At 71.8% G+C, this 24,088-nt stretch carries 22 protein-coding genes; 12 read left to right on the top strand and 10 right to left on the bottom strand.

Features of this window, described 5'->3' with window-relative positions:
- The first annotated feature begins 263 nt into the window (after positions 1-263).
- Together ACFW6B_RS35750 and ACFW6B_RS35755 are read left to right on the top strand one after the other, a co-directional pair.
- Positions 264-467, top strand: coding sequence for a cold-shock protein (locus ACFW6B_RS35750; RefSeq protein WP_386602982.1), 204 nt, complete (start codon positions 264-266; stop codon positions 465-467).
- 133 nt (positions 468-600) lie between these two features.
- The gene (locus tag ACFW6B_RS35755; RefSeq protein ID WP_386602984.1) at positions 601-2,388 is read left to right on the top strand and encodes a DEAD/DEAH box helicase; all 1,788 of its coding nucleotides are present in this window, start codon (positions 601-603) and stop codon (positions 2,386-2,388) included.
- A 195-nt stretch (positions 2,389-2,583) separates the two neighbouring features.
- Here the strand turns inward: ACFW6B_RS35755 and ACFW6B_RS35760 are convergent, their stop codons facing one another.
- Both ACFW6B_RS35760 and ACFW6B_RS35765 read right to left on the bottom strand, forming a co-directional pair.
- Positions 2,584-3,336 (bottom strand): DUF2625 family protein, encoded by a 753-nt coding sequence (locus tag ACFW6B_RS35760; protein ID WP_386602986.1) that lies wholly within the window; start codon positions 3,334-3,336, stop codon positions 2,584-2,586.
- A 38-nt stretch (positions 3,337-3,374) separates the two neighbouring features.
- The gene (locus tag ACFW6B_RS35765) at positions 3,375-3,779 is read right to left on the bottom strand and encodes a hypothetical protein (RefSeq protein WP_386602988.1); all 405 of its coding nucleotides are present in this window, start codon (positions 3,777-3,779) and stop codon (positions 3,375-3,377) included.
- Between the two features lie 110 nt (positions 3,780-3,889).
- On the opposite strand from ACFW6B_RS35765, the gene ACFW6B_RS35770 reads away from it, so the two are divergent.
- From ACFW6B_RS35770 to ACFW6B_RS35790, 5 genes are all read left to right on the top strand, one after another.
- A complete protein-coding gene (locus tag ACFW6B_RS35770) occupies positions 3,890-4,234 on the top strand; it encodes a hypothetical protein (protein WP_386602990.1) in 345 nt (114 codons plus the stop codon).
- A 256-nt stretch (positions 4,235-4,490) separates the two neighbouring features.
- On the top strand, positions 4,491-5,759 hold the full coding sequence (locus ACFW6B_RS35775; RefSeq protein ID WP_386602993.1) for an Ig-like domain-containing protein: 1,269 nt from the start codon (positions 4,491-4,493) through the stop codon (positions 5,757-5,759).
- A gap of 213 nt (positions 5,760-5,972) precedes the next feature.
- Positions 5,973-7,427, top strand: coding sequence for an ABC transporter permease (locus ACFW6B_RS35780; protein WP_386602995.1), 1,455 nt, complete (start codon positions 5,973-5,975; stop codon positions 7,425-7,427).
- Between the two features lie 41 nt (positions 7,428-7,468).
- The gene (locus ACFW6B_RS35785) at positions 7,469-8,152 is read left to right on the top strand and encodes an ABC transporter ATP-binding protein (RefSeq protein WP_386602997.1); all 684 of its coding nucleotides are present in this window, start codon (positions 7,469-7,471) and stop codon (positions 8,150-8,152) included.
- A gap of 102 nt (positions 8,153-8,254) precedes the next feature.
- Complete coding sequence (locus ACFW6B_RS35790) at positions 8,255-9,025, top strand: group II truncated hemoglobin (protein ID WP_386602999.1); 771 nt, start codon at positions 8,255-8,257, stop codon at positions 9,023-9,025.
- A 34-nt stretch (positions 9,026-9,059) separates the two neighbouring features.
- Here the strand turns inward: ACFW6B_RS35790 and ACFW6B_RS35795 are convergent, their stop codons facing one another.
- The gene (locus ACFW6B_RS35795) at positions 9,060-9,974 is read right to left on the bottom strand and encodes a helix-turn-helix domain-containing protein (protein WP_386603002.1); all 915 of its coding nucleotides are present in this window, start codon (positions 9,972-9,974) and stop codon (positions 9,060-9,062) included.
- 175 nt (positions 9,975-10,149) lie between these two features.
- On the opposite strand from ACFW6B_RS35795, the gene ACFW6B_RS35800 reads away from it, so the two are divergent.
- On the top strand, positions 10,150-11,196 hold the full coding sequence (locus ACFW6B_RS35800; protein ID WP_386603004.1) for an NAD(P)-dependent alcohol dehydrogenase: 1,047 nt from the start codon (positions 10,150-10,152) through the stop codon (positions 11,194-11,196).
- A gap of 75 nt (positions 11,197-11,271) precedes the next feature.
- Here the strand turns inward: ACFW6B_RS35800 and ACFW6B_RS35805 are convergent, their stop codons facing one another.
- The 4 genes from ACFW6B_RS35805 to ACFW6B_RS35820 form a co-directional block, all read right to left on the bottom strand.
- Complete coding sequence (locus ACFW6B_RS35805; RefSeq protein ID WP_386603007.1) at positions 11,272-12,522, bottom strand: serine hydrolase domain-containing protein; 1,251 nt, start codon at positions 12,520-12,522, stop codon at positions 11,272-11,274.
- 175 nt (positions 12,523-12,697) lie between these two features.
- Positions 12,698-15,118 carry a SpoIIE family protein phosphatase gene (locus tag ACFW6B_RS35810; protein WP_386603009.1) on the bottom strand — a complete coding sequence of 807 codons (2,421 nt, stop codon included), beginning with the start codon at positions 15,116-15,118 and terminating at the stop codon, positions 12,698-12,700.
- Between the two features lie 151 nt (positions 15,119-15,269).
- Positions 15,270-16,376 (bottom strand): serine hydrolase domain-containing protein, encoded by a 1,107-nt coding sequence (locus ACFW6B_RS35815; protein WP_386603011.1) that lies wholly within the window; start codon positions 16,374-16,376, stop codon positions 15,270-15,272.
- 173 nt (positions 16,377-16,549) lie between these two features.
- Positions 16,550-17,668, bottom strand: a complete 1,119-nt coding sequence (locus ACFW6B_RS35820) for a hypothetical protein (protein WP_386603012.1) — start codon at positions 17,666-17,668, stop codon at positions 16,550-16,552.
- 124 nt (positions 17,669-17,792) lie between these two features.
- Here ACFW6B_RS35820 and ACFW6B_RS35825 point away from each other — a divergent pair, with 124 nt between their 5' ends.
- Positions 17,793-18,947 (top strand): cystathionine gamma-synthase, encoded by a 1,155-nt coding sequence (locus tag ACFW6B_RS35825; protein ID WP_386603014.1) that lies wholly within the window; start codon positions 17,793-17,795, stop codon positions 18,945-18,947.
- Positions 18,948-19,044: 97 nt separating this feature from the next.
- Here ACFW6B_RS35825 and ACFW6B_RS35830 read toward each other — a convergent pair whose 3' ends face one another.
- The 3 genes from ACFW6B_RS35830 to ACFW6B_RS35840 form a co-directional block, all read right to left on the bottom strand.
- The gene (locus ACFW6B_RS35830; protein WP_386603017.1) at positions 19,045-19,296 is read right to left on the bottom strand and encodes a hypothetical protein; all 252 of its coding nucleotides are present in this window, start codon (positions 19,294-19,296) and stop codon (positions 19,045-19,047) included.
- Positions 19,293-19,790 carry a sigma factor-like helix-turn-helix DNA-binding protein gene (locus ACFW6B_RS35835; RefSeq protein WP_386603018.1) on the bottom strand — a complete coding sequence of 166 codons (498 nt, stop codon included), beginning with the start codon at positions 19,788-19,790 and terminating at the stop codon, positions 19,293-19,295. Before ACFW6B_RS35835 ends, ACFW6B_RS35830 begins: the two co-directional genes overlap by 4 nt.
- Before the next feature lie 201 nt (positions 19,791-19,991).
- Positions 19,992-20,498 carry a MarR family winged helix-turn-helix transcriptional regulator gene (locus ACFW6B_RS35840; RefSeq protein WP_386603075.1) on the bottom strand — a complete coding sequence of 169 codons (507 nt, stop codon included), beginning with the start codon at positions 20,496-20,498 and terminating at the stop codon, positions 19,992-19,994.
- A 165-nt stretch (positions 20,499-20,663) separates the two neighbouring features.
- On the opposite strand from ACFW6B_RS35840, the gene ilvA reads away from it, so the two are divergent.
- The 3 genes from ilvA (at position 20,664) to ACFW6B_RS35855 (ending at position 24,027) form a co-directional block, all read left to right on the top strand.
- Complete coding sequence (ilvA, locus tag ACFW6B_RS35845) at positions 20,664-21,893, top strand: threonine ammonia-lyase (protein WP_386603020.1); 1,230 nt, start codon at positions 20,664-20,666, stop codon at positions 21,891-21,893.
- A gap of 245 nt (positions 21,894-22,138) precedes the next feature.
- Positions 22,139-23,173, top strand: a complete 1,035-nt coding sequence (locus ACFW6B_RS35850; protein ID WP_386603022.1) for an ATP-binding cassette domain-containing protein — start codon at positions 22,139-22,141, stop codon at positions 23,171-23,173.
- A complete protein-coding gene (locus ACFW6B_RS35855; protein ID WP_386603024.1) occupies positions 23,170-24,027 on the top strand; it encodes an ABC transporter permease in 858 nt (285 codons plus the stop codon). The genes ACFW6B_RS35850 and ACFW6B_RS35855 overlap by 4 nt, the downstream gene beginning before the upstream one ends.
- Positions 24,028-24,088 lie beyond the last annotated feature (61 nt).

The raw sequence follows: 24,088 nt of genomic DNA on the forward strand, positions 1-24,088 counted from the left end.
TTCTGTGTCTTTTTTTTTTTTTTTTTGTTGTGTGGGTTGGTTGGTGGGGGGGGGTTGGTGGGGGGGGTGGGGCCCCCCCCCCACTTCTCTCCTGGCCCTCTTGTCCCGAGGTGTGCTACTGTCTCATTGATACGTTTTTGGTACCCATTTACTTTGTGCGCCTGATCGGAATCCTCCGCAGGCGCGTTTTGTTTTACCGGCATCTCCGGCATTACCCGGTGCATCTCCGGATGGGGGCCCAACTACCTGTTCGGGAGAACAACATGGCTACTGGCACCGTGAAGTGGTTCAACTCGGAAAAGGGCTTCGGCTTCATCGAGCAGGACGGCGGCGGCCCCGACGTCTTCGCCCACTACTCGAACATCGCGAGCTCCGGCTTCCGTGAGCTCATCGAGGGCCAGAAGGTCTCCTTCGATGTCACGCAGGGCCAGAAGGGCCTGCAGGCGGAGAACATCGTCCCCGCCTAGTTCGAACGCGCTTTTCCAGAGCCGGGTCCCGCACCTCCGGGTGCGGGACCCGGCTCAGCGCTGTGACGGCTCATGCAGTCGGTGAGCGCTGTGTGTGCAGTCCGTGGGCCCAGGAAGGAAACCCAGATCCAGCATGACTCGATCCGAACGTCCCGTCCGTAAGCGGCCGGCGAACGCACGCGCCGCTCAGACCGGCGGCTCCGCGAGGGGCGCGGGCCGGGGCACCGGCCGCGCCGGCGCCCGCAAGGTCGCGCCTCCGCAGGAGTTCTCCCTGCCCGAGACGATCACGCCGGCGCTGCCCGCGGTCGACTCGTTCGAAGCGCTGGACATGCCGGCCGCCCTGACGAAGACCCTCGCGGCCCGAGGCGTCACCGAGCCCTTCCCGATCCAGGGCGCCACCCTGCCCAACTCCCTCGCCGGGCGCGACGTGCTCGGCCGGGGGCGCACCGGCTCCGGCAAGACGCTCGCCTTCGGGCTCGCGCTCCTCGCCCGCACCGCGGGCCGCCGCGCCGAGCCGCGCCACCCCCTCGCGCTCGTCCTCGTCCCCACCCGTGAACTCGCCCAGCAGGTCGACGACGCGCTCACCCCGTACGCCACCGCGGTCAACCTGCGCGTGGCCACGGCCGTGGGCGGCATGTCGATCGGCCGGCAGGCCGGCACGCTGCGCCGCGGTGCCGAGGTGCTCGTGGCCACCCCGGGGCGCCTCAAGGACCTCATAGAGCGGGGCGACTGCGCGCTCGGCCAGGTCGCGATCACCGTGCTGGACGAGGCCGACCAGATGGCCGACATGGGCTTCATGCCGCAGGTCACCGCGCTGCTCAAGCAGGTCGAGCCGGGCGGTCAGCGGCTGCTCTTCTCGGCCACGCTCGACAAGAACATCGACCGGCTCGTCAAGATGTTCCTCACCGACCCCGTGGTGCACTCCGTCGACCCGTCCGCGGGCGCGGTGACGACCATGGAGCACCACGTGCTGCACGTCGCCGACGAGACCGACAAGAAGGCGGTCGCGCTGCGGATCGCCGCCCGCGACGGCCGGGTGATCCTCTTCGTCGACACCAAGCGCGGCGCCGACCGCTTCACCAAGCGGCTGCTCGCCAGCGGTGTCCGGGCCTCCGCCCTGCACGGCGGGCGCAGCCAGCCGCAGCGCAACCGCACCCTCGACCAGTTCAAGAACGGTCAGGTCACCGCCCTCGTGGCCACCAACGTGGCGGCCCGCGGCATCCACATCGACGACCTCGACCTCGTGGTCAACGTCGACCCGCCGACCGACCACAAGGACTACCTCCACCGCGGCGGCCGCACCGCCCGCGCCGGGGAGTCCGGCAGCGTCGTCACCCTGGTGCTCCCCGAGCAGAAGCGTGAGATGACCCGGCTGATGGCGGACGCCGGCATCACGCCGCGCACCACCCAGGTGAAGTCCAGCGACGAGGAACTCGCCCGTCTCACCGGCGCCCGCGAGCCGTCCGGCGTCCCGGTCGTCATCGAGGTCCCGCAGCCGGCCGAGCAGCCGAAGGCGCGGCCCAAGACTCGGCGGGCCACCGGGGGCGGGGCCAGGCGCCCGGCGGTCGCCGACGGCGACACGGCCGGACGCGCGGGCACCGGGCCGGACGGCCAGGGCCGTCGCCGGCGCACCGGACGTCCCGCCGCGAGCACGGCCGCCGCGGCGAACGGCACGGCCGGCGACCGCCGCACGAGCGCCGGGGCACCGGCCGCGGGCCGCCGCTCCGAGGCCGGTGGCGGCGCGCGCCGCCGTACGGAAGCGGGGGGAACGGCGGCGGGCCGTCGTACGGACTCCGGCTCGGGCCGTCGCGGTGATGCCGGTGGCGGCGCGGGTGCCGGTCGCTCCGGCGGGCGCGGGCGGGCTCCGCAGCGCGGCGGCCAGAACGGCGGCCAGGGCGGTGGCGGCCGCAGGGCCGCCTGACCGGTCCGGCTCCTCGCACCGGCCCGGACGGATCGGGACCGAACCCGGTCCGTCCGGCTTCCCGCAGCCCCCGGCAGGTGTCCGCCGGGCGCGGGACCCTCGTGCGAACGGTCCGCTCCCCGGGGCCCGTAGCCGGTCCCGGGCGGCTCCCGGTGCCGTACGGCACCGGGTGACCGGGCCGCGTGCGGCGGGGGTTCAGACGTCGCCGAGGAACCCCGGGTCCACCCCGTCCAGCTTCAGGGCGAAGTCCCGGTGCAGGCCGAGCAGTTCCGCCAGCGGCACCGCGCGGCGGCTGGTCGACATGAGGTCGCGCCGCGCCTCCGCCGACCACAGGAACGGCACCACGGACAGCCCCTGCGTGCCCGTGAGGGCGCCCGACTCGGCCCGCCAGCCGGGCCAGCGCAGCGTGTCGTAGAAATGGTCCGTGCCCTCGTGGAGGAACCACTGGAGCCATGCCCCGTGGCCCACTTCGAGCGCCTCCCACTTCAGCGAGTCCGGCGCGAAGTACACGACCTCGCCGGGACGACCGGGACGCCCCGCGGACCCGGGGTCGGCGCCGTTGAGGACGAACACCCCGCCCAGCACGTCGTGGCCGACGACGAGCCCGTCGTCCCGCGGGCGCCAGTCCGGATCGAAGTACTCGGGGAATCCGTTGACCTCGGCCAGTGAGGGCAGGTCCGTCGAGCCTCCCGGCAGTCCCGTCGAGGAGTCCTCGGCCGGGCTGCCGTAGATCCGCAGCCATCCGCTGTCCAGCACCACGCCGCCGCAGTTGAGCACCATCCCGCCCAGCCAGGACCGTGCGGTGACCTGGAGCTGGTGCAGGCTCGCGCGGCCGAGGTCCGGGTCCACGGGAGGGACCTCCATGGACACCCCGCTGGCGGCGAGCGCCTCGGACAGCAGGGGCCAGGCCGGGTCCTCGACGTCGGTCAGCTCACTGAGCTCTCGCATGGCTTCCCCGTGGGTCGTCCGGAACGCGGTCGACGCGCTCAGTAGGCAATCGTGCGCTCCCGGCGCACGGAGTACGCCACGAATCCGGCACCCAGGCAGAGGAAGAGCGTGCCCCCGACGAGATACGGCGTGGTGTCCACGGCGCCGGTGTCCGCGAGCCGGGTCCCGTCGTCCCCGGAGAACGTGCGCGGACCCTCGTCGTCGGAGAGCGTCCGTGACCCGTCGGTGCCGGAGGGCGTGCGAGCCGTGTCGCCGTCCGTGTCGCCGTCCGCGTCGGCGGACAGGCGCGTCGTCGCGGTGACGTCCGGTGTCGCGGACGCCGACGCCGTCGCACCCGGTGTGGGTACGTCCTGGGTCGCGTTGGCGGACGGGACGAACCACAGGGCACCCAGGAGGGTCCCCGCTGCGGTGGCGGTCAGCAACGATCGACGTGCGGCGGACACGAAATATCGATCCCCTTGTGGCGCTTGCGAATTGGCCGTGGGGGCCGATGCTAATGAAAGGCGCGGGTCGTGGGAAAGTCGCGCATGCCACGGGCCGTACGCTCCCTCCCATGAGTACCCCTGAGACTTCACAGTTTGTCCGACTTCGTGTCGAACTCGTCCTGGAGATCGACGACGCCGACGCCGTGACCCGGGCCGCACTGGGCCGGATCGGCGACGACGAGGACATGCCGGCCGACGAGAGGGCGCACGCGGAGGGCGCCGTGACGGAAGACACCGCGGAGGCCCTCGCCTATCTCGTCGATCCGTTCGACCTGGTCAGCGAGGTGCCCGGAGTCGAGCTCGCACAGGCCTCGTGGAGCAGCGAGCCCATTGACTATGATCCCGATTCGCCGGATTGGGACATCGACGAGGATGATGCCGACGAGGGCGACGAGGAAGACGTGCGCGGCTGACGCGGTCCGGGAAGGTACGACCCCGGCCGACGGCAGCCGTCCGGGGCCCTTCGTCACCCGGCGGAGCGCGGGCCGCCTCCGCACCACCCCCTTCGTGTCGCGCCGGCCGTACCGCGTCGGCCCGTGCGTCCGGGCACGGCGGACGCGGTGGGCGTGGCGTGGGCCACACTTCCGCGTGAAGTGGAACGGGGCTGCTCGGTTGCGGCGTTGTTAAGAGTTACGGGACTCCCATAGTCCTTTTCGGGAATCGGCAGCGATGGAGAAGCGTGTGATGACGAACAGTAAGCGGCGCAAGCGTCTTATGGCTGCGTCCGCACTGCTCGGCGGGGTGCTGGTGCTCTCTGCGTGCAGCGGGGGCGGAGACAAGGCCAGCGGCTCGGACGGTGGCGACTCCTCGTCGCAGGCCAAGGTCGACGAGGCGGCGGCCAAGAAGACGTCCGAGGCCCAGATCACGATCACGCCCAAGGACGGCTCGAACAGCGCCTCGATCAACAACGGCACCGCCGTGAAGGTCAGCAAGGGCAAGCTCACGTCCGTCACGATGAAGACCGCGTCGGGCACGGCCGTCGCCGGTCAGATATCGGCGGACAAGAAGAGCTGGAAGCCGCTGAACCGGCTGGAGCGCGCCACCACGTACAAGATCGCCGCCGAGGCCGCCGACTCCGAGGGGCGCACGGCCCACGAGAACGCGTCGTTCACCACGGTCTCCCCGGCCAACAGCTTTATCGGCAACTTCACGCCCGAGGACGGTTCCACCGTCGGTGTCGGCATGCCGGTCTCGATCAACTTCGACAAGGCGATCACCGACAAGGCCGCGGTGCAGAAGGGGATCACGGTCTCCTCCAGCAGCGGCCAGGAGGTCGTCGGCCACTGGTTCAGCGCCAACCGCCTGGACTTCCGCCCCGAGGACTACTGGACCGGCGGCTCCACCGTCACCCTCAAGCTGGACCTCGACGGCGTCCAGGGCGCGAACGGCGTCTACGGCGTGCAGCAGAAGACGGTCACCTTCAAGATCGGCCGCAACCAGGTCTCCGTCGTCGACGCCAAGGCCAAGACGATGAAGGTCACCCAGGACGGCAAGGTCGTCAAGACCATCCCGATCTCCGCGGGCGCTCCCGAGAACAAGACGTACCAGGGCCAGATGGTCATCTCCGAGAAGTTCAAGGAGACCCGGATGGACGGTTCGACGGTCGGCTTCACGGACGACAAGGGCAAGGGCGAGTACGACATCAAGGACGTGCCGCACGCCATGCGCCTGTCGACCTCCGGCACCTTCATCCACGGCAACTACTGGGGCCCGAAGTCCGTCTTCGGCTCCGTCAACACCAGCCACGGCTGTGTCGGCCTGTCCGACACCAAGGGTGCCGACGACCCCAACACGCCCGCCGCGTGGTTCTTCACCAACTCGCTGATCGGTGACGTCGTGGTCGTCAAGAACACCGGCGACAAGACCATCGCCCCGGACAACGGCCTCAACGGCTGGAACCTGGACTGGGCGGCCTGGAAGGCCGGTTCGGCCGTCTGATCCCAGGCGCGAGGTGACGGCCCGCTGAGGCCGGGACCCGCCCGGCGGTCCGACCGGGCCGAAGCACGAACGAACACCGATGCGGCGGCGGCCCCCACGGGCCGCCGCCGCATCGGCGTCTCCCAAAGGGTTCTGGGCCCGGCCACAGCCTTCTCATGGTTCTCTTATTTCGGCCTTATTCCTTCATCACGCGCCGTAACTAGCTTGCGGCGCATGTTCTTCACCTACCTGAGGCGCGAACTGCGCCGCCGCAGAAAGGCGGCCCTCGTCGTCGCCTCCGGGCTCGCCCTGGGCATCGCCCTGGTCATCGTGGTCAGCTCCGTGTCCTCGGGCATGGAGAAGGCCCAGGGCAAGGTCCTGCAGTCGCTGTACGGGCTGGGCACCGACATGACGGTCACCAAGGCCGCCGCCGCCCAGAACACCAGCGACCGCCCCCGCTTCAGATTCGACGCGAACGACAGCGACTCCGACGAGGAGCAGAGCAGCGACCGTGTCATGGTCCAGGGCTTCCAGACCCTGGCCTCCTCGACCGTCTCCAAGGTCGACGCGCAGAAGGGCGTCGCGGACTCCGTCGGCGGCCTGAGCCTCCAGGTCGTCCGCATCGACGGCCAGTTCACCCGCGGCCAGTTCAAGCAGGACCCGGACAGCGGCGGCAGCCGGCAGGGCGGCCCCGGCGGCGGCCAGGGGGCCCCGCAGGGCCGCGTCGAGGGCGGCGGCGCCAACTTCGACGTCAACAACTACTCGGTCTACGGCACCGACGTCACCGAGCCGGCCCTGGGCCCGCTGACCTCGTCGAAGATCACCAGCGGCCGTACGTTCAAGACCTCCGAGACGAACGCGAAGGTCGTCGTCGCGGACAAGTCGTACGCCAAGGAGAAGAAGCTCAAGCTCGGTGGCACCGTCACCATCAAGGGCGTCAAGTACAAGATCATCGGCATCGCGACGCCCGACAGCGGCGACGCGGCGGCCAACCTCTACATCCCCCTCCAGCAGGCGCAGACGCTCAGCGACTCCAAGGACAAGGTCACGACGATCTACGTCAAGGCCTCGGACTCGCAGCAGATCGACGGCGTCAAGAGCACCATCCAGAAGAACATCCCGGGCACGACGGTCACCACCTCCGCCGACCTCGCGGACACGGTCTCCGGCTCCCTGTCCACCGCCTCGAACCTCGCCTCGAACGTCGGCAAGTGGCTGTCGATCGCGGTGCTCGTGGCCGCGTTCCTGGTCGCCGGCCTGCTCACCTCCTCCGCCGTCTCCCGCCGTGTGCGCGAGTTCGGCACCCTCAAGGCCCTCGGCTGGAAGTCCGGCCGCGTGACCCGCCAGGTGGTCGGCGAGGCCATCGTCAACGGCCTGGTCGGCGGCGCCCTCGGCATCGCCCTCGGCCTCGCGGGCGCCTACGTCGTCACCGAGATCAGCCCCACCCTCCAGGCCCAGGTGGGCGGCACGGGCGGCGGCGGCTTCGGCGGCGGCCCCGGCGGCTTCGGCGGCCCGGCGCGGCAGAGCGCCTCCAAGGCGCTCGACGTCGCGCTCACCGCGCCCGTCAGCGTCAACACGATCGTCCTCGCGGTCGGCCTGGCCGTGGCCGGCGGCCTGATCGCCGGCGCCTTCGGCGGCTGGCGCGCCTCCCGGCTGCGTCCCGCCGACGCGCTGCGCCGCGTCGAATAGGCCCCGCCCCTCACGCACTTACGTATCCCAGGAGTAACACCATGTACGAACTCAGAGGCGTCACCAAGCGCTATGCGCGGGGCAGGGAATCGGTCAACGCGCTCGACGGGATCGACCTGACGATCGCCGACGGCGACCGGCTCGTCATCCAGGGTCCCACCGGCGGCGGCAAGTCCACCCTGCTCCAGATGCTCGGCGGGCTCGACCGTCCCACCGCGGGCAGCGTCGAACTCGACGGCGTCGACATGGCGAAGCTGTCCGAGGCGAAGCTCACCCGGGTGCGCAGCGAGAACATCGGCTTCGTCTTCCAGAGCTTCAACCTGATCCCCACGCTCACCGCCCAGGAGAACGTCGAGACCGCGCTCGTACCGCTGCGGGTCAAGGCGAGGGAACGGCGCGAGCGGGCCGCCGCGGCCCTGGAGTCCGTGGGACTCGCCGAGCGGCTCGGGCACCTGCCGACCGAGCTGTCGGGCGGCCAGCAGCAGCGCGTGGCGATCGCCCGCGCCCTGGTCAAGCAGCCCAAGGTCCTGCTCGCCGACGAGCCCACCGGCAACCTCGACGAGTCCATGCGCGACGAGATCATGGACGTGCTCGAAGCCATGTGGAAGGAGCACGGACTGACCTTCATCATGGTCACGCACGACTCCTCGATCGCGAAGAAGGCCCCGCGCCTCGCGACGATCCGCAAGGGGAAGATCACCGTCAAGGAGAACGCTGGGGCGTAGCGGAGGCGCGCCGCCCGTTCCCCGCGGCGCGGGTGTGAGCCCACGGCGAAAGGGCCACCGGAAACAGAGCTTCCGGTGGCCCTTCCGTGTTTGTGTGGACACATGACCGCCTCGACAGTCGAATACATCCGGTACCGCATTCCCGAGGAACAGTCGGCCGAGTTCCTGGCCGCCTACACCCGCGCCGCCGTGCAGCTCGCCGCGGCCCCGCAGTGCGTCGACTACGAACTCGCCCGCTGCGAGGAGGACTTCGAGCACTTCGTCCTGAGGATCACCTGGACCTCGACCGAGGACCACGTCGAGGGCTTCCGCTCCTCCGAGCTCTTCGCGGACTTCCTCGCCGAGATCCGCCCGTACATCGGCAGCATCGAGGAGATGCGCCACTACAAACCGACCTCCGTGCACGGCCAGGGTGCCTCCGTGCCCACGCTCTACGCCTGGGCGGGCGGCGCCGAGGCCTTCGCCCGGCTCACCGAGGCGTTCTACGGCAAGGTCCTCAAGGACGACCTCCTCGCGCCGCTGTTCGCGGACCTCGCGCCCGAGCACGCCGCCCATGTCGCCCTCTGGCTCGGCGAGGTCTTCGGCGGACCGCCCGCCTACTCCGAGACCCAGGGCGGCCACGGCCACATGGTCGCCAAGCACCTGGGCAAGGGCATCACGGAGGTCCAGCGCCGCCGCTGGGTGAACCTCCTCCAGGACGCCGCCGACGACGCGGGACTGCCCACCGACGCCGAGTTCCGCTCCGCCTTCCTCGCCTACGCCGAGTGGGGCACGAGGCTGGCCGTGCACTTCTCCGGCCCGGACGCGACACCGCCGGCGGAGCAGCCCGTACCGAAGTGGACGTGGGGGGCCGCGCCGCCGTACCGGCCGTGAGCACGGCTCGTCCCGCGCGCCGCCGGGGACTCCGTCAGTGGGGTGAGGACGCGCCCGCGCGGGTCGCGTCCGTCCCCCACGACGCCAGCAGCCGCAGCGCCTGCGCCGAGCTCGATCCCGGCTCCGCGTGGTACGTGACCAGCGCCAGCTCGGTGTCACCGGCCAGCCGGAACGACTCGAACTGCAACGCGAGTTCGCCCACCAGAGGATGCCGCAGCAGCTTCACCCCGTGGCTCTTCTCCTTCACGTCGTGCGTCGCCCACAGCCGCCTGAAGTCCTCGCTCTTCACGGACAGCTCCCCGACCAGCGCGGCCAGCCGCGGATCGTCCGGATGGCGGCCCGCGTCCATGCGCAGCAGACAGACGATGTCGATCGCCTTCTGCTCCCACTCCACGTACAGGTCCCGGTACTCGGGCCGCAGGAAGACCATCCGCGCCCAGTTCCGCTCCTGCGGCGGCAGCTCCGACCAGTCCCCGAAGACGGCCGCGGCCATCCGGTTCCACACGAGCACGTCGGAGCGCCGCCCGGTGATGTACGCCGGGACGCCGTCGAGGGTGTCGAGGAGCTGGCGCAGGGAGCCGCGCACCTGCTGCGGCCGGGCCGCCTGCCGCTTCTTGTGCTGCTTGGGCTTCGCGAGGTGCGTGAGGTGGTTGTGCTCGGCGTCCGTCAGCCGCAGCGCCCGCGCGATGGCGTCCAGCACCTCCGTCGACACGTTGCGTCCGTGGCCCTGTTCCAGGCGCGTGTAGTACGCGACGGACACCCCGGCGAGCTGGGCCAGCTCCTCGCGGCGCAGCCCGGGCACCCGGCGGTGCCGTCCGAAGTCGGGCATCCCGACGTCCTCCGGCTTCAGCCGGGCACGGCGGCTGCGCAGGAACTCGCTCAGCTCGGCACGCCGGTCGAGGGCGTGGGCCGCCTCCCCGGCGGGTTCTGCGGAGGGCTGTTCGTCCATGCCTCCAGTATCGACGGGTCGTACGCCTTCGAGCCTGACCCCGCCAGTGGTAGGACCGGCGGACGTACGCAGAGCCGTGGTCTGGGTGACCCGCCGGGGACCGGGCAGGCTGGATGCCGTGCCCGATGCCGGACGGCCGGGCACGGACCACCCCCCTCCCGAGGAGAACCCCGGCATGACCACTGTCGTTGCGTACGCCGCGCCCGCCGCCAAGGCTCCGCTGGAGCGCACCACCATCGAGCGTCGCGAGGTCAGGGAGCACGACGTCCTGATCGACATCAAGTTCGCCGGCATCTGCCACTCCGACATCCACCAGGCCCGCGAGGGCTGGGGCGAGGCCATCTTCCCGATGGTGCCCGGCCACGAGATCGCCGGAGTGGTCTCCGAGGTCGGCCCCGGCGTGACGAAGTTCGCCGTCGGCGACCGGGTGGGCGTCGGCTGCATGGTCGACTCCTGCCGCGAGTGCGACAACTGCCGTGCCGGCCTGGAGCAGTACTGCACCGGCGGCGGAATGACCGGCACGTACAACGCCGTCGGCAAGGACGGCGAGCCCACCTACGGCGGCTACTCCCAGAAGATCGTCGTCGACGAGAACTACGTCGTCCGCATCCCCGACGCCCTGGGGCTCGACGTGGCCGCGCCGCTGCTCTGCGCCGGCATCACCACGTACTCCCCGCTCAAGCACTGGAACGCCGGCCCCGGCAAGAAGGTCGCCGTCCTCGGCATGGGCGGTCTCGGCCACATGGGCGTCAAGATCGCGCACGCCCTCGGCGCCGAGGTCACCGTCCTCTCGCAGTCGCTGCGCAAGAAGGACGACGGCCTGAAGCTCGGCGCCGACCACTACCACGCCACCAGCGACCCGGAGACCTTCAAGGCGCTGCGCGGCACGTTCGACCTGATCCTGTCCACCGTCTCCACCCCGCTCGACCTGGACGCCTACCTGGCCCTCCTGCGCACGGACGGCGCCTTCGTGAACGTCGGGGCGCCCGAGGAGCCGGTCCGGCTCAACCTCTTCTCGGTGATCGGCGGCCGCAAGACCCTCGCGGGCTCCGGCATAGGCGGCATCCGGGAGACCCAGGAGATGCTGGACTTCTGCGCCGCGCACGGCTTCGGCGCCGAGATCGAGCTGATCGGCGCGTCCGAGATCAACGAGGCGTACGAGCGGGTCCTGGCGAGCGACGTCCGCTACCGCTTCGTGATCGACACGGCCACGATCCGCTAGGGCCGGCCACGATCCTCCGGGACCGGCCGGACCCCGGTCCCGGCGGCGGTCCGGGCGGCGGGACCCGGGCGGGCCTCAGGGAGTGACGACCGCGCCGGCGTAGACGTTGTCCGGGGTGACGATCTCGGTGACGGCCCTGGCCACCAGCGTGGACGGTTCCTGGCCCTGGTAGGTGACGTCGGTGTTGAGCATGACGACCAGGGTGGCCTTCTTCGAGGGCAGGTGGACGGTCACGGTCTCGTAGCCCGGCAGGGAGCCGTTGTGCCCGATCCATCCGCTCGCGTCGAAGATGCCGAGGCCGTACGTCGTTCCCGGGAAGCCGGTCGGCAGCGTCCTGAGGCGCTGTGCCTGGGTCCCGGGGCTGAGCAGCGTGCCGGTGGCGACGACCTCGGCCCAGTGCCGCAGGTCCTGGAGGTTCGAGATCATCGCGCCGGCCGCCCAGGCCCAACTGGGGTTCCAGTTCGTGGAGTTCGTGACTTCGCCGCTCAGCGTCTGGTCGGTGTAGCCCTGCGGGTGCGGCTCGGGGAACTCGTTCCCCTTCGGGAACAGCGTGTGGCGCAGACGGGCCGGGCGCAGGACCCGCCGCTCGATGACGTCCCGCAGCTCGTGACCGGTGACCTTCTCCACGACCAGGCCCAGCAGGACGAGGTTGGTGTTGGAGTACTCGAACCGCGCGCCCGGGGCGAAGGTGTTGGGGTGCTTGAAACCGTACGCGAGGAGTTCCCGCGGGGTGAAGGACCGCTGCGGGTCGCTCAGCAGGTCGTGCTGGAAGTCCGCGTCGGAGGTGTACGGGAACAGCCCGCTGCGCATCCCGGCGAGCTGGCGCAGCGTGATCCGGTGGCCGTCCGGCACGCCGGGGACGTAGCGGGAGATCGGGTCGTCCAGCCGGACCCGGTGCCGGTCGACGAGTTCGAGCAGCGCGGTGACGGTGAAGGTCTTGGTCTCGCTGCCGATCCGGACGTAGTCGTCGGCGGACATCGGCCTGCCGGTGCGCTTGTCGGCGACCCCGGTCGCGCGGACGTAGTTCCCCCTGCCGGGCATCCACAGCCCGACGACGACGCCGGGGATGCCGGCCTGTTCCCGGACGTCCGCGATGGCCTCGTCCAGCCGGGCGCTCAGCGCGGGGCCGAGACCGTCGCGCGCGTCGTCACCCCTCCCGTGTCCGTCCGAGTCCCTCCCGTATCCGTCCGTGTCCGTCGCGCGGACGCCTGCCGGGCGGGCGTCCACCGCGGGGGAGGCCGTGGCGGACGCCGCCGCCGTCAGGGCCAGCACGGACACCGCGAGCAGCGCCGCGGCGAACGGACGGCGGCGGGAGGTACGTCGCATGGGGGGCGCCTCTTCCGGATCAGGTCCAGGTCACGGGAACAGACGGCCACACCACCATCCACGCCCCCGGCACGGGCCCCGGTCCGGCCACCGCCCCGGCAAGTCCACTCGATCGGAGCCACGGACGGTCGGGGGCCGGTCAGGAGGAGGGGGCGGTCAGGAGGAGAGGGGACGGTCAGCAGGACGGCAGCGGCTGCTCCGTCCAGACGGTCTTGCCGTCGTGGGCGTAGCGGGTGCCCCACCGCTCCGTGAGCTGCGCGACCAGGAAGAGTCCGCGTCCGCCCTCGTCCGTGCTGAGGGCCCTGCGCAGGTGGGGGGAGGTGTGGCTGCTGTCGGACACCTCGCAGATCAGGCACTGCGTACGGATGAGGCGCAGGGTGACGGGGCCCTCCGCGTACCGGTAGGCGTTGGTGACGAGCTCGCTGGCGACCAGTTCGGTGGTGAAGGCCATCTCCTGAAGCCCCCACTCGGCCAGTTTCGCCGTGGCCAGCTCCCTGGCGCGGGCGGCGGCGGTCGCTTCCAGGGGCAGTTCCCAGGCGGCGACGTTCTCCGGCGGCAGCACCCGGGTGCGGGCCATGAGCAGCGCGATGTCGTCGGTGGGGCGGCGGTCCGTGGGCAGCAGCGCCTCGACCACGCCGTGGCAGGTCCGCTCCAGAGGATCGGCGCAGTGGGCGAGGCATTCGTGCAGGCTCTCCAGCGAGGCATCCATGTCGCCGTCGCGCGCCTCCAGGAGGCCGTCGGTGAAGAGCGTGAGCAGGCTGCCCTCGGGGAGGTCGAGCTCGTACATCTCGAACGGCAGCCCGCCCAGGCCGAGCGGTGGGCCCGCGGGCAGGTCGAGCACGGTCACCTGTCCGTCCGGCGTGGACAGCAGGGGCGCCGGGTGGCCGGCGCGCGCCAGGGAGCACCGCCGGGAGACCGGATCGTAGACCGCGTAGACGCAGGTGGCCCCGAGCACCTGCTCGCTCGCCGACCGGTTGCCCCCGGCGTTCGCCTCCAGTTCGGTGGCCAGCAGGCTGACCAGATCGTCCAGCCGGGCCACCACCTCGTCCGGTTCCAGGTCGAGGCTGGCCAGGGTGCGCACGGCGGCGCGCAGGCGTCCCATCGAGGCCGCGGCGTGGATCCCGTGTCCGACCACGTCTCCCACGACGAGGGCGACCCGGGCCCCCGACAACGGGATCACGTCGAACCAGTCACCGCCGATGCCCGGTTCGCCGCTCGCGGGGAGGTACCGGGAGGCCACCTCGACGGCCGGCAGGTCGGGCAACGCGCCCGGCAGCAGACTGCGCTGCAGGGTCAGAGCGGCGTTCTGCTGCTGGGTGAAGCGGCGCGCGTTGTCGATGCAGACGGCCGCGCGCGAGGAGAACTCACGGGCCACCGCGGCGTCGTCGTCCTCGAAGGGCTCCGAATGGCGCACCCGCCACAGGCTCACCACGCCCAGTATCAGACCGCGTGCCATCAGGGGCACCGCGATCAGGGAATGGACGCCGAGCCCCACGGCGACCTCGATCCGCCGGCGGTCCATGGCGTACCACTCGGGGCGGAGGGACAGCAGCCGTTCGAGGACCGGGCGGCGCTCGGCCAGGCACCGCGCCTGCGGAGACCCCGGGAGGAGCGGGACCACCTCGCCCTCCTGGAACGGGACCCGCGGTTCCGGGGGCGAGAGGGCCACGCGCAGGAGCGTGCCCGCCATGTCCGAGGGCAGCTCGTCACCGAGTATCACCGGCTTCAGGAGGTCCACCGAGCAGTAGTCGGCCAGGCCGGGGGCGGCCACCTCGGCCAGTTCCCGGGCCGTCCGCGTCACGTCCAGCGAGGTGCCGATCCGGGCGCTCGCCTCGTTCAGCAGGGTGAGCCTGCGCCGGGCCTGGTAGCGCTGGGTGATGTCCTCGATCGTCTCCGCCACGCCGAGGACCCGGCCCGAGGAGTCCTCCATCCGGAACGCGGAGACGGACACCATCCGTTCCCGGCCCGGAGCGTGGCGCGTGCGGGCCGACTGCTCCGTGAAGATCAGCGGCTCGCCGGTCTCCAGGACGTGGCGTACCCGCTCCTCGGCCGGACCCGCGTCCTCCTCTACCAGGAACTCACCGGAAAGACGGCCCACCGGCGCCTCGGCCGTGATGCCGCTCGCCTTCTGGATCGCGCGGTTGATCCGGAGCACCTTCCTGTCCGTGCCGTGGATGGCCAGGCCGATCGGGGACCGGTGGTACAGGCCGTCCAGCAGCGCACGGTCCCGCTGCCAGGCGACGACCTCCGCGGCGGGGGCACCGACCAGGAACCACTCCTGACGCTCTCCGTCGCGGGTGATCGCACGGACCCGGAACCCCATCTCCACACGCCGTCCGTCGCGGTGCCGGATGGGCAGCACCCCGAACCAGCCCCCCGCCCTCAGGGCGTCCACGACGACGGACCGCGCGACGGGCAGGTCACGGGAGTCGACCAGGAGGTCCTGCCACGCCCGTCCGATCACTTCCTTGGCCGGGTAGCCCAGGAGCTCCTGCGCACGTGCGCTCCAGCCGACCACTGTGCCGTGATCGTCGAGCACGGCCGAAGCGCCGTGCCCGAGGGCGAACGGATCCTCCGGACTCTCGCTGAAATGCATCGACGGCGTCCCCATAACCACCTCTGTCTCCGTGCCTCCGATGTTCCTCCTCCCGGTCCCCGTCCGCGACTCCCCTGCTCCCCCCGGCCCGGCGCTTCGGCACCGGCGGCACGGCGGCGCCCGGCGCGCGGGCGACCACGCCCGGCGGGAGTCAGCGCTTCAGGCCCTGGACGCCGTCGTAGGCGGACATCACCAGTTCCAGGCCCCTCTGGTCGTTCGCGGGTTCGCGCATCTGGTGGGTCACGTAGGCCACGGTCATGCGGTGTTCGGGATCGACGACGACCAGGGAGCCGCCCCAGCCGCCCCACCCGAAGCTGGTGTCGAACAGGCCGTAGCCCAGGCCCCAGCGGACGGGCACGCCCAGGCGGAGGTCCTCGCCCCTGAACTGTTCCCGCCGCGCGTGCTCGCAGCCCGAGGGGGACAGGAGCCGGGTCCCGCGCACCGATCCCGCGCAGGCCATGACCGACTGCACGAGGGCGACCGAGCGGGCGTTGCCGTATCCGCTCGCCGCGGGGATCTCCGCCCTGCGCCAGGCCGTGCTGTTGCCGTCACGGACCCGTAGGCGGCCGGCGGCGGGGACGGGGGCCGTGCCGCCGGGGGCGCTCGCGGCGTAGTCCTCGTCCTGGCCGGGCGGCGGGATCGTGAGGGCCACCCGGTCGTCGTGGCGGGCGGGCAGCCCGATGTGGAAGTCGGCGTCCAGCGGGCCCGCCACCTCCCGCGCGAAGAACTCGCCCACGCCGCGGCCCGTGATCCGGCGGATCACCTCGCCCACCAGGAAGCCCTGGGTCAGCGAGTGGTACCCGGCCGCGCCGCCCGGCTCCCACTGCGGGGTCTGCGCCTCCAGGCGTGCCGTGGCGGCCGCCCAGTCGTACAGCTCCTCGACGGGGCCGTCCCAGTCGGGCAGGCCCGCCGTGTGCGAGAGCAGGTGCCGCACGAGCACCTTCTCCTTGCCCGCCCCGGCGAACCCGGGCCAGTACCGGCCGACCGGCGCGTCCAGGTCGAGTTCGCCCCGGTCGACCAGGATCAGCGCGCACAGCGCCGTCATCGTCTTGGTCACGGACCAGACGTTGGTGATCGTGTCCCGCCGCCACGGGACCGTGCGGTCCGCGTCGGTGAACCCGCCCCAGACGTCCACCACCGGTTCGCCGTCCACGAAGACGGCCACCGAGGCGCCCGCGTCGCCCTCGTCGAGCATCGCGGACAGCGCGCTGGGCACAGCCATGAAGAGGTCGTCGTACGAGCCCTGGATGTCGGCCATGGGTGGTTTGTAGCCCGTGAGCGTCCGGGGAGCAACCGGATTCCCGGGCGGGAGCGACCGGATTCCCGGGCGCGGGCGTCCGGATCCCCGGCCGGGGCGACCGGATCCCCGGCCCGGGGCGACCGGTCCGTCGTGCGCCGCCGTCGGTCGCACCGCCGTCGGTCGCGCCGCCGTCAGTGCGACAGCGTCGCCGGGCTCCCGCCGTTCGCCTCGTATCCCGCCACCGCCAGCGCGCGGTATATCGCGTAGTCCGAGGCCGGGTCGAGGCTGAGGGTCCAGGGAAGGGCGCCGACGTGGCCGTCCACGTGCACGAGCTGGCTCATCGCCTCCGACCAGCGCTCACCGCGGACCAGGAAGCAGACCAGCAGATGGCGGACGTGGGCGAGCATCGGGTCGTCGGAGCGGGCCGAGTGGACCGCGTACAGCGCGCCGTGGACGGCTCTGGACACGACCTCGCTCTGGTAGAAGCCGCGGACCAGGTTCACCTCGGGAAGGTGCTCGAAGACCGCGAAGAGCGGCATCGCCGCGAGGAGGGAGCCCTGCGGCGCGTGGGCGGCCGCGGACTCCGCGAACGCGTACGCCGTCTCCCGCGAGCCGTGCCACTTCTCGCACCAGTAGTGCAGGGCCGCCAGGTGCGCGCCCATGTGCGAGGGCGCGCGGTCCAGGATCTTCAGCCAGAGCTTCTCGAACTCCGGCTGGGAGTAGCCGAGTCCGCGGGCCACCGACAGCTCGATGATGTACGGGATCGGGTCGCCGGGGGACAGCAGCGCCGCGTCGCCGCACGCGGACCGCGCCTCCTCCATGATGATCCGGAAGTCGTCGGTCCCCGGCGCCGACGTCCGCCACGCCTGCTGCACCAGGAACTCGGCGTGCACCGCCGCGCCGCCCGCGTCCTTGGGGGCCTCGGCCCGCCACACCCGCAGCCACTGGCCGCCCGGCGTCTCGCTGACCCCGCCGGGCCGCTGCTGGAGCTCCAGCGACGCGGCGCCCGCGAAGGCCTGCACCCGCTGCCAGCGGACCTCGCCCTCGGTCTCCGTGCCGGCCAGGAGCTGCGAGGCCGCGCGGTAGTCCTGGGTCCGCTGCACCACGTCCAGCACGTTCAGCAGGTCCGCGTCCGGGCCCGGCATGCGGACGTCCAGCTCCTCCTGGCGCAGGAAGCCGTAGTCCGCCGGGTCCGCGGCGTCCGGGTCACCGGGCGTGACCAGCTGTATACCGGTGCGCCTGCGCCGGAACACCGGCAGCAGGACCACGCTGAACATGGCCAGCGCCATCAGGACCCAGAGAATCTCCATGCCTCAAGCGAACCAGACGGGTCCGGCAATTGGCCAACCCGTCCGTCACGCTGTGGGCGAAGGCCCTCCGCGCCGGGAGGCGCGCGCCGTCATGAACGCGCGGGGAGCACTACGCTCGTGACCCATGAGCGACAGGCACATCAGTCAGCATTTCGAGACGCTCGCGATCCACGCGGGCAACACCGCCGACCCCCTCACCGGAGCGGTCGTCCCGCCGATCTACCAGGTCTCGACCTACAAGCAGGACGGCGTCGGCGGCCTGCGGGGCGGCTACGAGTACAGCCGCAGCGCCAACCCCACCAGGACCGCGCTGGAGGAGAACCTCGCGGCGCTGGAGGGCGGCCGCCGCGGCCTCGCGTTCGCGTCGGGACTGGCGGCCGAGGACTGCCTGCTGCGTACGCTGCTCAGCCCCGGTGACCACGTGGTGATCCCCAACGACGCGTACGGCGGCACCTTCCGGCTCTTCGCCAAGGTCGTCTCCCGGTGGGGCGTCGAATGGTCGGTGGCCGACACCAGCGACCCCCAGTCGGTACGGGCCGCGCTGACCCCGAAGACCAAGGTGATCTGGGTCGAGACGCCCTCCAACCCCCTCCTCGGCATCACCGACATCGCCGCGACCGCGCAGATCGCGCGCGAGGCGGGCGCCCGCCTCGTCGTCGACAACACCTTCGCGACCCCCTACCTCCAGCAGCCGCTGGCGCTCGGCGCGGACGTCGTCGTGCACTCCCTGACCAAGTACATGGGCGGTCACTCGGACGTCGTGGGCGGCGCCCTGATCACCGGCGACCAGGAACTCGGCGAGGAACTGGCGTACCACCAGAACGCGATGGGCGCGGTCGCCGGGCCCTTCGACTCCTGGCTGGTGCTGCGCGGCACCAAGACCCTCTCCGTGCGCATGGACCGGCACAGCGAGAACGCCGGCCGGATCGCCGAGATGCTCACCAGCCACGCGCGCGTGACGCGTGTTCTCTACCCGGGCCTCCCGGAGCACCCCGGTCACGAGGTCGCCGCCAAGCAGATGAAGGCGTTCGGCGGCATGGTCTCCTTCCAGGTCGAGGGCGGCGAGGAGGCGGCCGTCGAGGTCTGCAACCGCGCCAAGGTGTTCACGCTCGGTGAGTCGCTGGGCGGTGTGGAGTCCCTGATCGAGCACCCGGGACGCATGACGCACGCCTCGGCCGCCGGTTCGGCCCTGGAGGTCCCCGCCGACCTCGTCCGCATCTCCGTGGGCATCGAGAACGTCGACGACCTCCTCCAGGACCTGCAGCAGGCCCTGGGCTGACCCGACCGCGCGGGGCCCGGACACGCGGGCCCCGAACGCGCCGGTCCGAACACGCCGGGCCCGGGCCCGCACGGGTCCCGGGCCCGGCGGCGTCCGTTCACCAGCCCGTCAGCGGTGGAGTCGTCTCCGACGGCGGCTCCACCCAGGGGCGGGCCGTCGCCGCCCAGACGGCGAAGGCGACGGCCGCGCCGATCAGCACCAGCCACAGCAGCCGCCGCACCGCCCTCCCGCGGCGCTGCATGCGCCCTCCGCGGCGTACGACCTCGCCGTACAGGTCGGGCGGCACCGCGGGCGCGGGCGCCCGCTCCAGCATCCGCCGCACGGCCGCCTCGCGCTCCGGCCGGTTCACGACGGCGCCACCTCCACCCGGGCCGGAGCCGGTCCGCGGGGCGGGTGCAGCAGCGTCGCCATGGCGCGGGCGCAGACCGTCCGCACCCGCTCGACGGGGAGCCCGAGCAGGGCCGCGGCCTGCTCCTCGGCGATCCCCTCGTACAGCCTGAGGACGAGGACCAGCCGCTCCTGGGGCGTGAGGGCGGCCAGGACGTGCTCCGGGGAGGTGCGCCGGCGCCCGAGACCCCCGTACTGGTACCAGAGGGTGCGCTGGAAGCGCGCGGCCAGTTGCCGGCGGGCACTGTCGTAGGGGTCCTCGCCGTGCAGCCGGTCCCAGGAGGCGTACGTATGGGCGAGGGCCAGCGTCAGCAGCCGCCGCGCGCGCGGGTTGGCGTCCCGGGGTTCCGCGGTGAGCAGCGTGGCCGTGTGCAGCAGCCGCCCCGCCGCGCCCGCCATGAACGCCTGGAACTCCCGGGTCCGGCGGACGCCTTGGGAGGCACGTCCTTCTCGCACCGCGCCTCCCGTCCGAGGGTGACCCTGAGGAAGGGCCCGCGGCCGCGTGCGACCCGACGCACCCCGCACGACGAGGACCCGGTCTCATATGAGGCCAGGGGGTGCCTTCCGGTCAAGGGTCCGGTACGCACGCACGCGTGTGTGCGGGGCGGCGGAGGCCCGGGGCGCCGGACACGGTCCGCCGCCCGTCCCGGGCGCGGTTCAGGAGGCCGGCTCGGACTCCGGCGCCGGCACGCCCTGGCTCGCCTGGCGGGCGGAGAGCGCGCCGTTGAAGCGCGTGAGGAGCGCGCAGAACACCTCACGCTCCTCCGGCGCCCATTCGTGTGTCAGCTCGGCCATCAACTGACGTCGTGACGTGCGCACTTCGTCGAGCCGGGACTGACCGCGGGGGGAGAGCTGGAGCACCACGGCGCGTCCGTCCTCGGGGTGCGAGGTGCGCTTGACGAGGCCGGTGTCGACGAGCGGGGCGACCTGCCGGGTGACCGTCGAGGAGTCGATCCCCATGCTCGCCGCGAGCGCCTTGACGCCCATCGGGCCTTCCTTGTCGAGGCGGTTGAGCAGCAGGTAGGCGGCCCGGTCCATGGAGTTGCGCACCTGCCCCACCCCGCCGAGCCGGGTCTGTTCCGCACGGCGCGCGAAGACCGCGACCTCGTGCTGAAGGGCTTCGAGAAGACCGGTGTCACCGACGGTCGTCATGTCCATCGACATCTCTGGTGTAGTGGGCATGGCCGGGGGCTCAATTCATGCGTGGGGAGCTGGGTTGGGGGACAGGGTACGCGGCTGGGGCGCGGGCCGTACCGGCGCTGCGCAAACCGGGTCTCGGAGCGTGGTCACCCCGGGAGTGCGCCCGCGTGAACTGCGAGACTGACGGTCATGAGCTACGGCAGGGCTGACTCCTTTCCCAGTGTGACTCTCGACGACGTGCGCGGCGCGCAGAAGATGCTCACGGGTGTTGCGCGGGTGACCGCGATGGAGGGCAGCAGGTACCTGTCCCAGCTGGTGGGCGCACCGGTGCAGTTCAAGTGCGAGAACCTCCAGCGGACGGGGTCGTTCAAGCTGCGCGGCGCGTACGTGCGGATCGCGGGCCTGCTTCCGGAGGAGCGTGCCGCGGGTGTCGTCGCGGCGAGCGCGGGCAACCACGCGCAGGGCGTCGCGCTCGCGTCCTCGCTGCTCGGTGTGCGGTCCACCGTGTTCATGCCGAGCGGCGCCCCGCTGCCCAAGGTCGCGGCCACCCGCGACTACGGCGCCGAGGTGAGGCTGCACGGGCAGGTGGTCGACGAGACCCTGGCCGCCGCGCAGGAGTACGCCCGGCGCACGGGCGCGGTGTTCATCCACCCCTTCGACCACCCCGACATCATCGCGGGCCAGGGCACGGTCGGTCTGGAGATCCTGGAGCAGTGCCCGGAGGTGCGCACGATCGTCCTGGGGATCGGCGGCGGCGGGCTGGCGGCGGGCGTGGCCCTCGCCGTGAAGTCGCTGCGCCCGGACGTGCGGATCATCGGGGTGCAGGCGGAGGGAGCGGCGGCGTACCCGCCCTCGCTCGCGGCCGGGCGGCCGGTGTCGGTCGAGAACCCGGCCACGATGGCCGACGGCATCAAGGTCGGCCGCCCCGGCGACGTACCGTTTCGCCTGGTCGAGGAGCTGGTCGACGAGGTCCGTACGGTCTCCGAGAACGACCTGTCCAGCGCGCTGCTGCTGTGCCTGGAGCGCGCCAAGCTGGTCGTCGAACCGGCCGGCGCGAGCTCCGTGGCGGCGCTGCTGCGCGACCCCGGCTCCTTTGAGGGCCCGGTCGTGGCGCTGCTGTCGGGCGGGAACGTGGATCCCCTGCTGATGCAGCGCATCCTGCGGCACGGCATGGCGGCGGGCGGCCGCTACCTGGCGGTCACGCTGCGGCTCACCGACCGGCCCGGCGCCCTGGCGACACTTCTCGGGGTGCTGTCGGTGGCGGACGCCAACGTCCTCGACGTGAGTCACGTGCGGACCGATCCCCGGCTCGGGCTCACGGAGGTGGAGGTCGAACTGCACCTGGAGACGAAGGGGCACGATCATTGCGCCGAGGTGAACGCGGCGCTGCGCGAGGCGGGGTACACGGTCATCGACTGAGGCCGCGCGGCCGCCCGCGGAACCAGGCCGTCCCGCCCGCGGAGCCCGGCCGTCCCGCCTACGGAACCCGGCCGTCCCGCCCCGGGAAAATCCATTGAGCGACGCGATACATCGCGTTACGGTGGGTGTTCGGATCGGCGCCGACGGGGCCGGAGCGATGACTTTTCCGTCGTGCGCGAGTCCCCAGTACGCGCGTCCGAAAGCGCGCACACATCCGAAAATCCCCAACGACGTGGAGAACACTCATGCCGGGCGCCATATACGCCGAAGGCCTGGTGAAGACCTTCGGTGACGTAAGGGCTCTGGACGGCGTCGACCTCGATGTCCCGGAAGGCACCGTGCTCGGCCTCCTCGGGCCGAACGGCGCGGGCAAGACCACCGCGGTCCGCTGTCTGACCACCCTGCTGCGCCCCGACAGCGGCAGGGCCGTCGTCGCGGGCGTCGACGTGCTCAAGGACCCCGACGCGGTACGGCGCAGGGTCGGCCTCTCCGGACAGTTCGCGGCGGTCGACGAATACCTGACCGGCCGCGAGAACCTCCAGATGGTCGGCCGGCTCTACCAGATGCGGGCGAAGGCCGCGAAGGCCCGAGCGGACGAGCTCCTGGAGCAGTTCAACCTCGCCGACGCCGCCGACCGCACCGCGAAGACGTACTCGGGCGGCATGCGACGCCGCCTCGACCTCGCGGCGGCCCTGGTGGTCTCGCCCCCGGTGATGTTCATGGACGAGCCCACGACCGGCCTCGACCCGCGCAACCGCCAGCAGCTGTGGGACGTCATCAAGCGGCTGGTCTCCGGCGGTACGACGCTGCTGCTGACCACCCAGTACCTGGAAGAGGCCGACCACCTCGCGCACGACATCTGCGTGGTCGACCACGGCCGTGTCATCGCCCGCGGCACCGCCGACGAGCTCAAGGCGCGGACCGGCGGGGAGCGCGTCGAGGTCGTCGTGCACGAGCGCGAGCACATCGCGACCGCCTCCGAGGTGCTGGCCGGCTTCGGCAAGGGCGAGACGACGGTCGAGGAGCACACCCGCAAGCTCACCGTGCCCGTCACCGGCGGCGCGAAGCTCCTCGCGGAGGTCATCCGCGAGCTGGACGGCCGCGGCATCGAGATCGACGACATCGGCCTGCGCCGCCCCACCCTGGACGACGTCTTCCTCTCGCTCACCGGCCACGTGGCCGAGGAGAAGCCCGAGGAGAACGGCGGACCGGCGGACGCCCGGGGCGGCAGGGGCAGGGACACCCGGACCGACAAGAGCGGGAAAGAGGCCGTGAAGTGAGCGCCGTAAGCAACACCGTGCAGGTCACGACTCCTTCGAATCCGGTCTACCAATCGGTCCGGGACTCCCTGGTCATCGCTCAGCGGAACCTGATCAGAATGTCCAGGATCCCGGAGATGGTCATTTTCGGGCTCATCCAGCCCATTATGTTCGTGGTGCTGTTCACCTATGTCTTCGGCGGGTCCATGAAGATCGGCGGCAGCACCAGCGCCACCGACTACACCAACTTCCTGATGGCCGGCATCTTCGCCCAGACGGTCACCTTCGCGACCGCGGGCGCCGGCGCGGGCATAGCCGACGACATGCACAAGGGCCTCATAGACCGCTTCCGGTCGCTGCCCATGGCCCGGGGCGCGGTGCTCACCGGCCGCACCCTGGCCGACCTCGTGCAGACCGCGCTGACCCTGCTCGTCCTCGCGCTGGTGGCCCTGATGGTCGGCTGGCGCGTCGGCTCGAACGGCGACACGAACGCGTTCCGTGTCGCCGGGGCCTTCGGACTGCTGCTCCTGCTCGGGTACGCGTTCACCTGGATCGGCGCGCTCATAGGTCTGTCCGTGCGGACCCCCGAGGCGGCCACCTCCGGCGGGCTGATCTGGCTCTTCCCGGTCACGTTCATCTCGAACGCGTTCGTGGACACCAGCAACATGACGCCCTGGCTGCGGCACGTCGCCGACTGGAACCCGTTCAGCGCCACCGTGCAGGCGTGCCGGGTGCTGTTCGCCAACCCGGGCGTGTCGACGTCCGACGCCTGGCCCATGCAGCACCCCGTCTGGGCCTCGGTGATCTACTCGGTCCTGATCGTGGTGCTCTTCCGGACGCTCGCCGTCCGCAAGTACCGCTCGGCGACGGCGTGAGGCGCCGACCCGCGGCGGCGTGACGCGGACGCCGTGATCGACGCGGACACGACGATGCCCC

The sequence above is a fragment of the Streptomyces sp. NPDC058751 genome (assembly GCF_042746485.1).
Lineage (GTDB): Bacteria > Actinomycetota > Actinomycetes > Streptomycetales > Streptomycetaceae > Streptomyces.

Coding starts and splice junctions, on each gene's coding strand:
- ACFW6B_RS35750 (WP_386602982.1), top strand. CDS start 264: ATGGCTACTGGCACCGTGAAGTGGTTCAACTCGGAAAAGGGCTTCGGC.
- ACFW6B_RS35755 (WP_386602984.1), top strand. CDS start 601: ATGACTCGATCCGAACGTCCCGTCCGTAAGCGGCCGGCGAACGCACGC.
- ACFW6B_RS35760 (WP_386602986.1), bottom strand. CDS start 3,336: ATGCGAGAGCTCAGTGAGCTGACCGACGTCGAGGACCCGGCCTGGCCC.
- ACFW6B_RS35770 (WP_386602990.1), top strand. CDS start 3,890: ATGAGTACCCCTGAGACTTCACAGTTTGTCCGACTTCGTGTCGAACTC.
- ACFW6B_RS35775 (WP_386602993.1), top strand. CDS start 4,491: ATGGAGAAGCGTGTGATGACGAACAGTAAGCGGCGCAAGCGTCTTATG.
- ACFW6B_RS35780 (WP_386602995.1), top strand. CDS start 5,973: ATGTTCTTCACCTACCTGAGGCGCGAACTGCGCCGCCGCAGAAAGGCG.
- ACFW6B_RS35785 (WP_386602997.1), top strand. CDS start 7,469: ATGTACGAACTCAGAGGCGTCACCAAGCGCTATGCGCGGGGCAGGGAA.
- ACFW6B_RS35790 (WP_386602999.1), top strand. CDS start 8,255: ATGACCGCCTCGACAGTCGAATACATCCGGTACCGCATTCCCGAGGAA.
- ACFW6B_RS35795 (WP_386603002.1), bottom strand. CDS start 9,974: ATGGACGAACAGCCCTCCGCAGAACCCGCCGGGGAGGCGGCCCACGCC.
- ACFW6B_RS35800 (WP_386603004.1), top strand. CDS start 10,150: ATGACCACTGTCGTTGCGTACGCCGCGCCCGCCGCCAAGGCTCCGCTG.
- ACFW6B_RS35805 (WP_386603007.1), bottom strand. CDS start 12,522: ATGCGACGTACCTCCCGCCGCCGTCCGTTCGCCGCGGCGCTGCTCGCG.
- ACFW6B_RS35810 (WP_386603009.1), bottom strand. CDS start 15,118: ATGCATTTCAGCGAGAGTCCGGAGGATCCGTTCGCCCTCGGGCACGGC.
- ACFW6B_RS35815 (WP_386603011.1), bottom strand. CDS start 16,376: ATGGCCGACATCCAGGGCTCGTACGACGACCTCTTCATGGCTGTGCCC.
- ACFW6B_RS35820 (WP_386603012.1), bottom strand. CDS start 17,668: ATGGAGATTCTCTGGGTCCTGATGGCGCTGGCCATGTTCAGCGTGGTC.
- ACFW6B_RS35825 (WP_386603014.1), top strand. CDS start 17,793: ATGAGCGACAGGCACATCAGTCAGCATTTCGAGACGCTCGCGATCCAC.
- ACFW6B_RS35840 (WP_386603075.1), bottom strand. CDS start 20,498: ATGTCGATGGACATGACGACCGTCGGTGACACCGGTCTTCTCGAAGCC.
- ilvA (WP_386603020.1), top strand. CDS start 20,664: ATGAGCTACGGCAGGGCTGACTCCTTTCCCAGTGTGACTCTCGACGAC.
- ACFW6B_RS35850 (WP_386603022.1), top strand. CDS start 22,139: ATGCCGGGCGCCATATACGCCGAAGGCCTGGTGAAGACCTTCGGTGAC.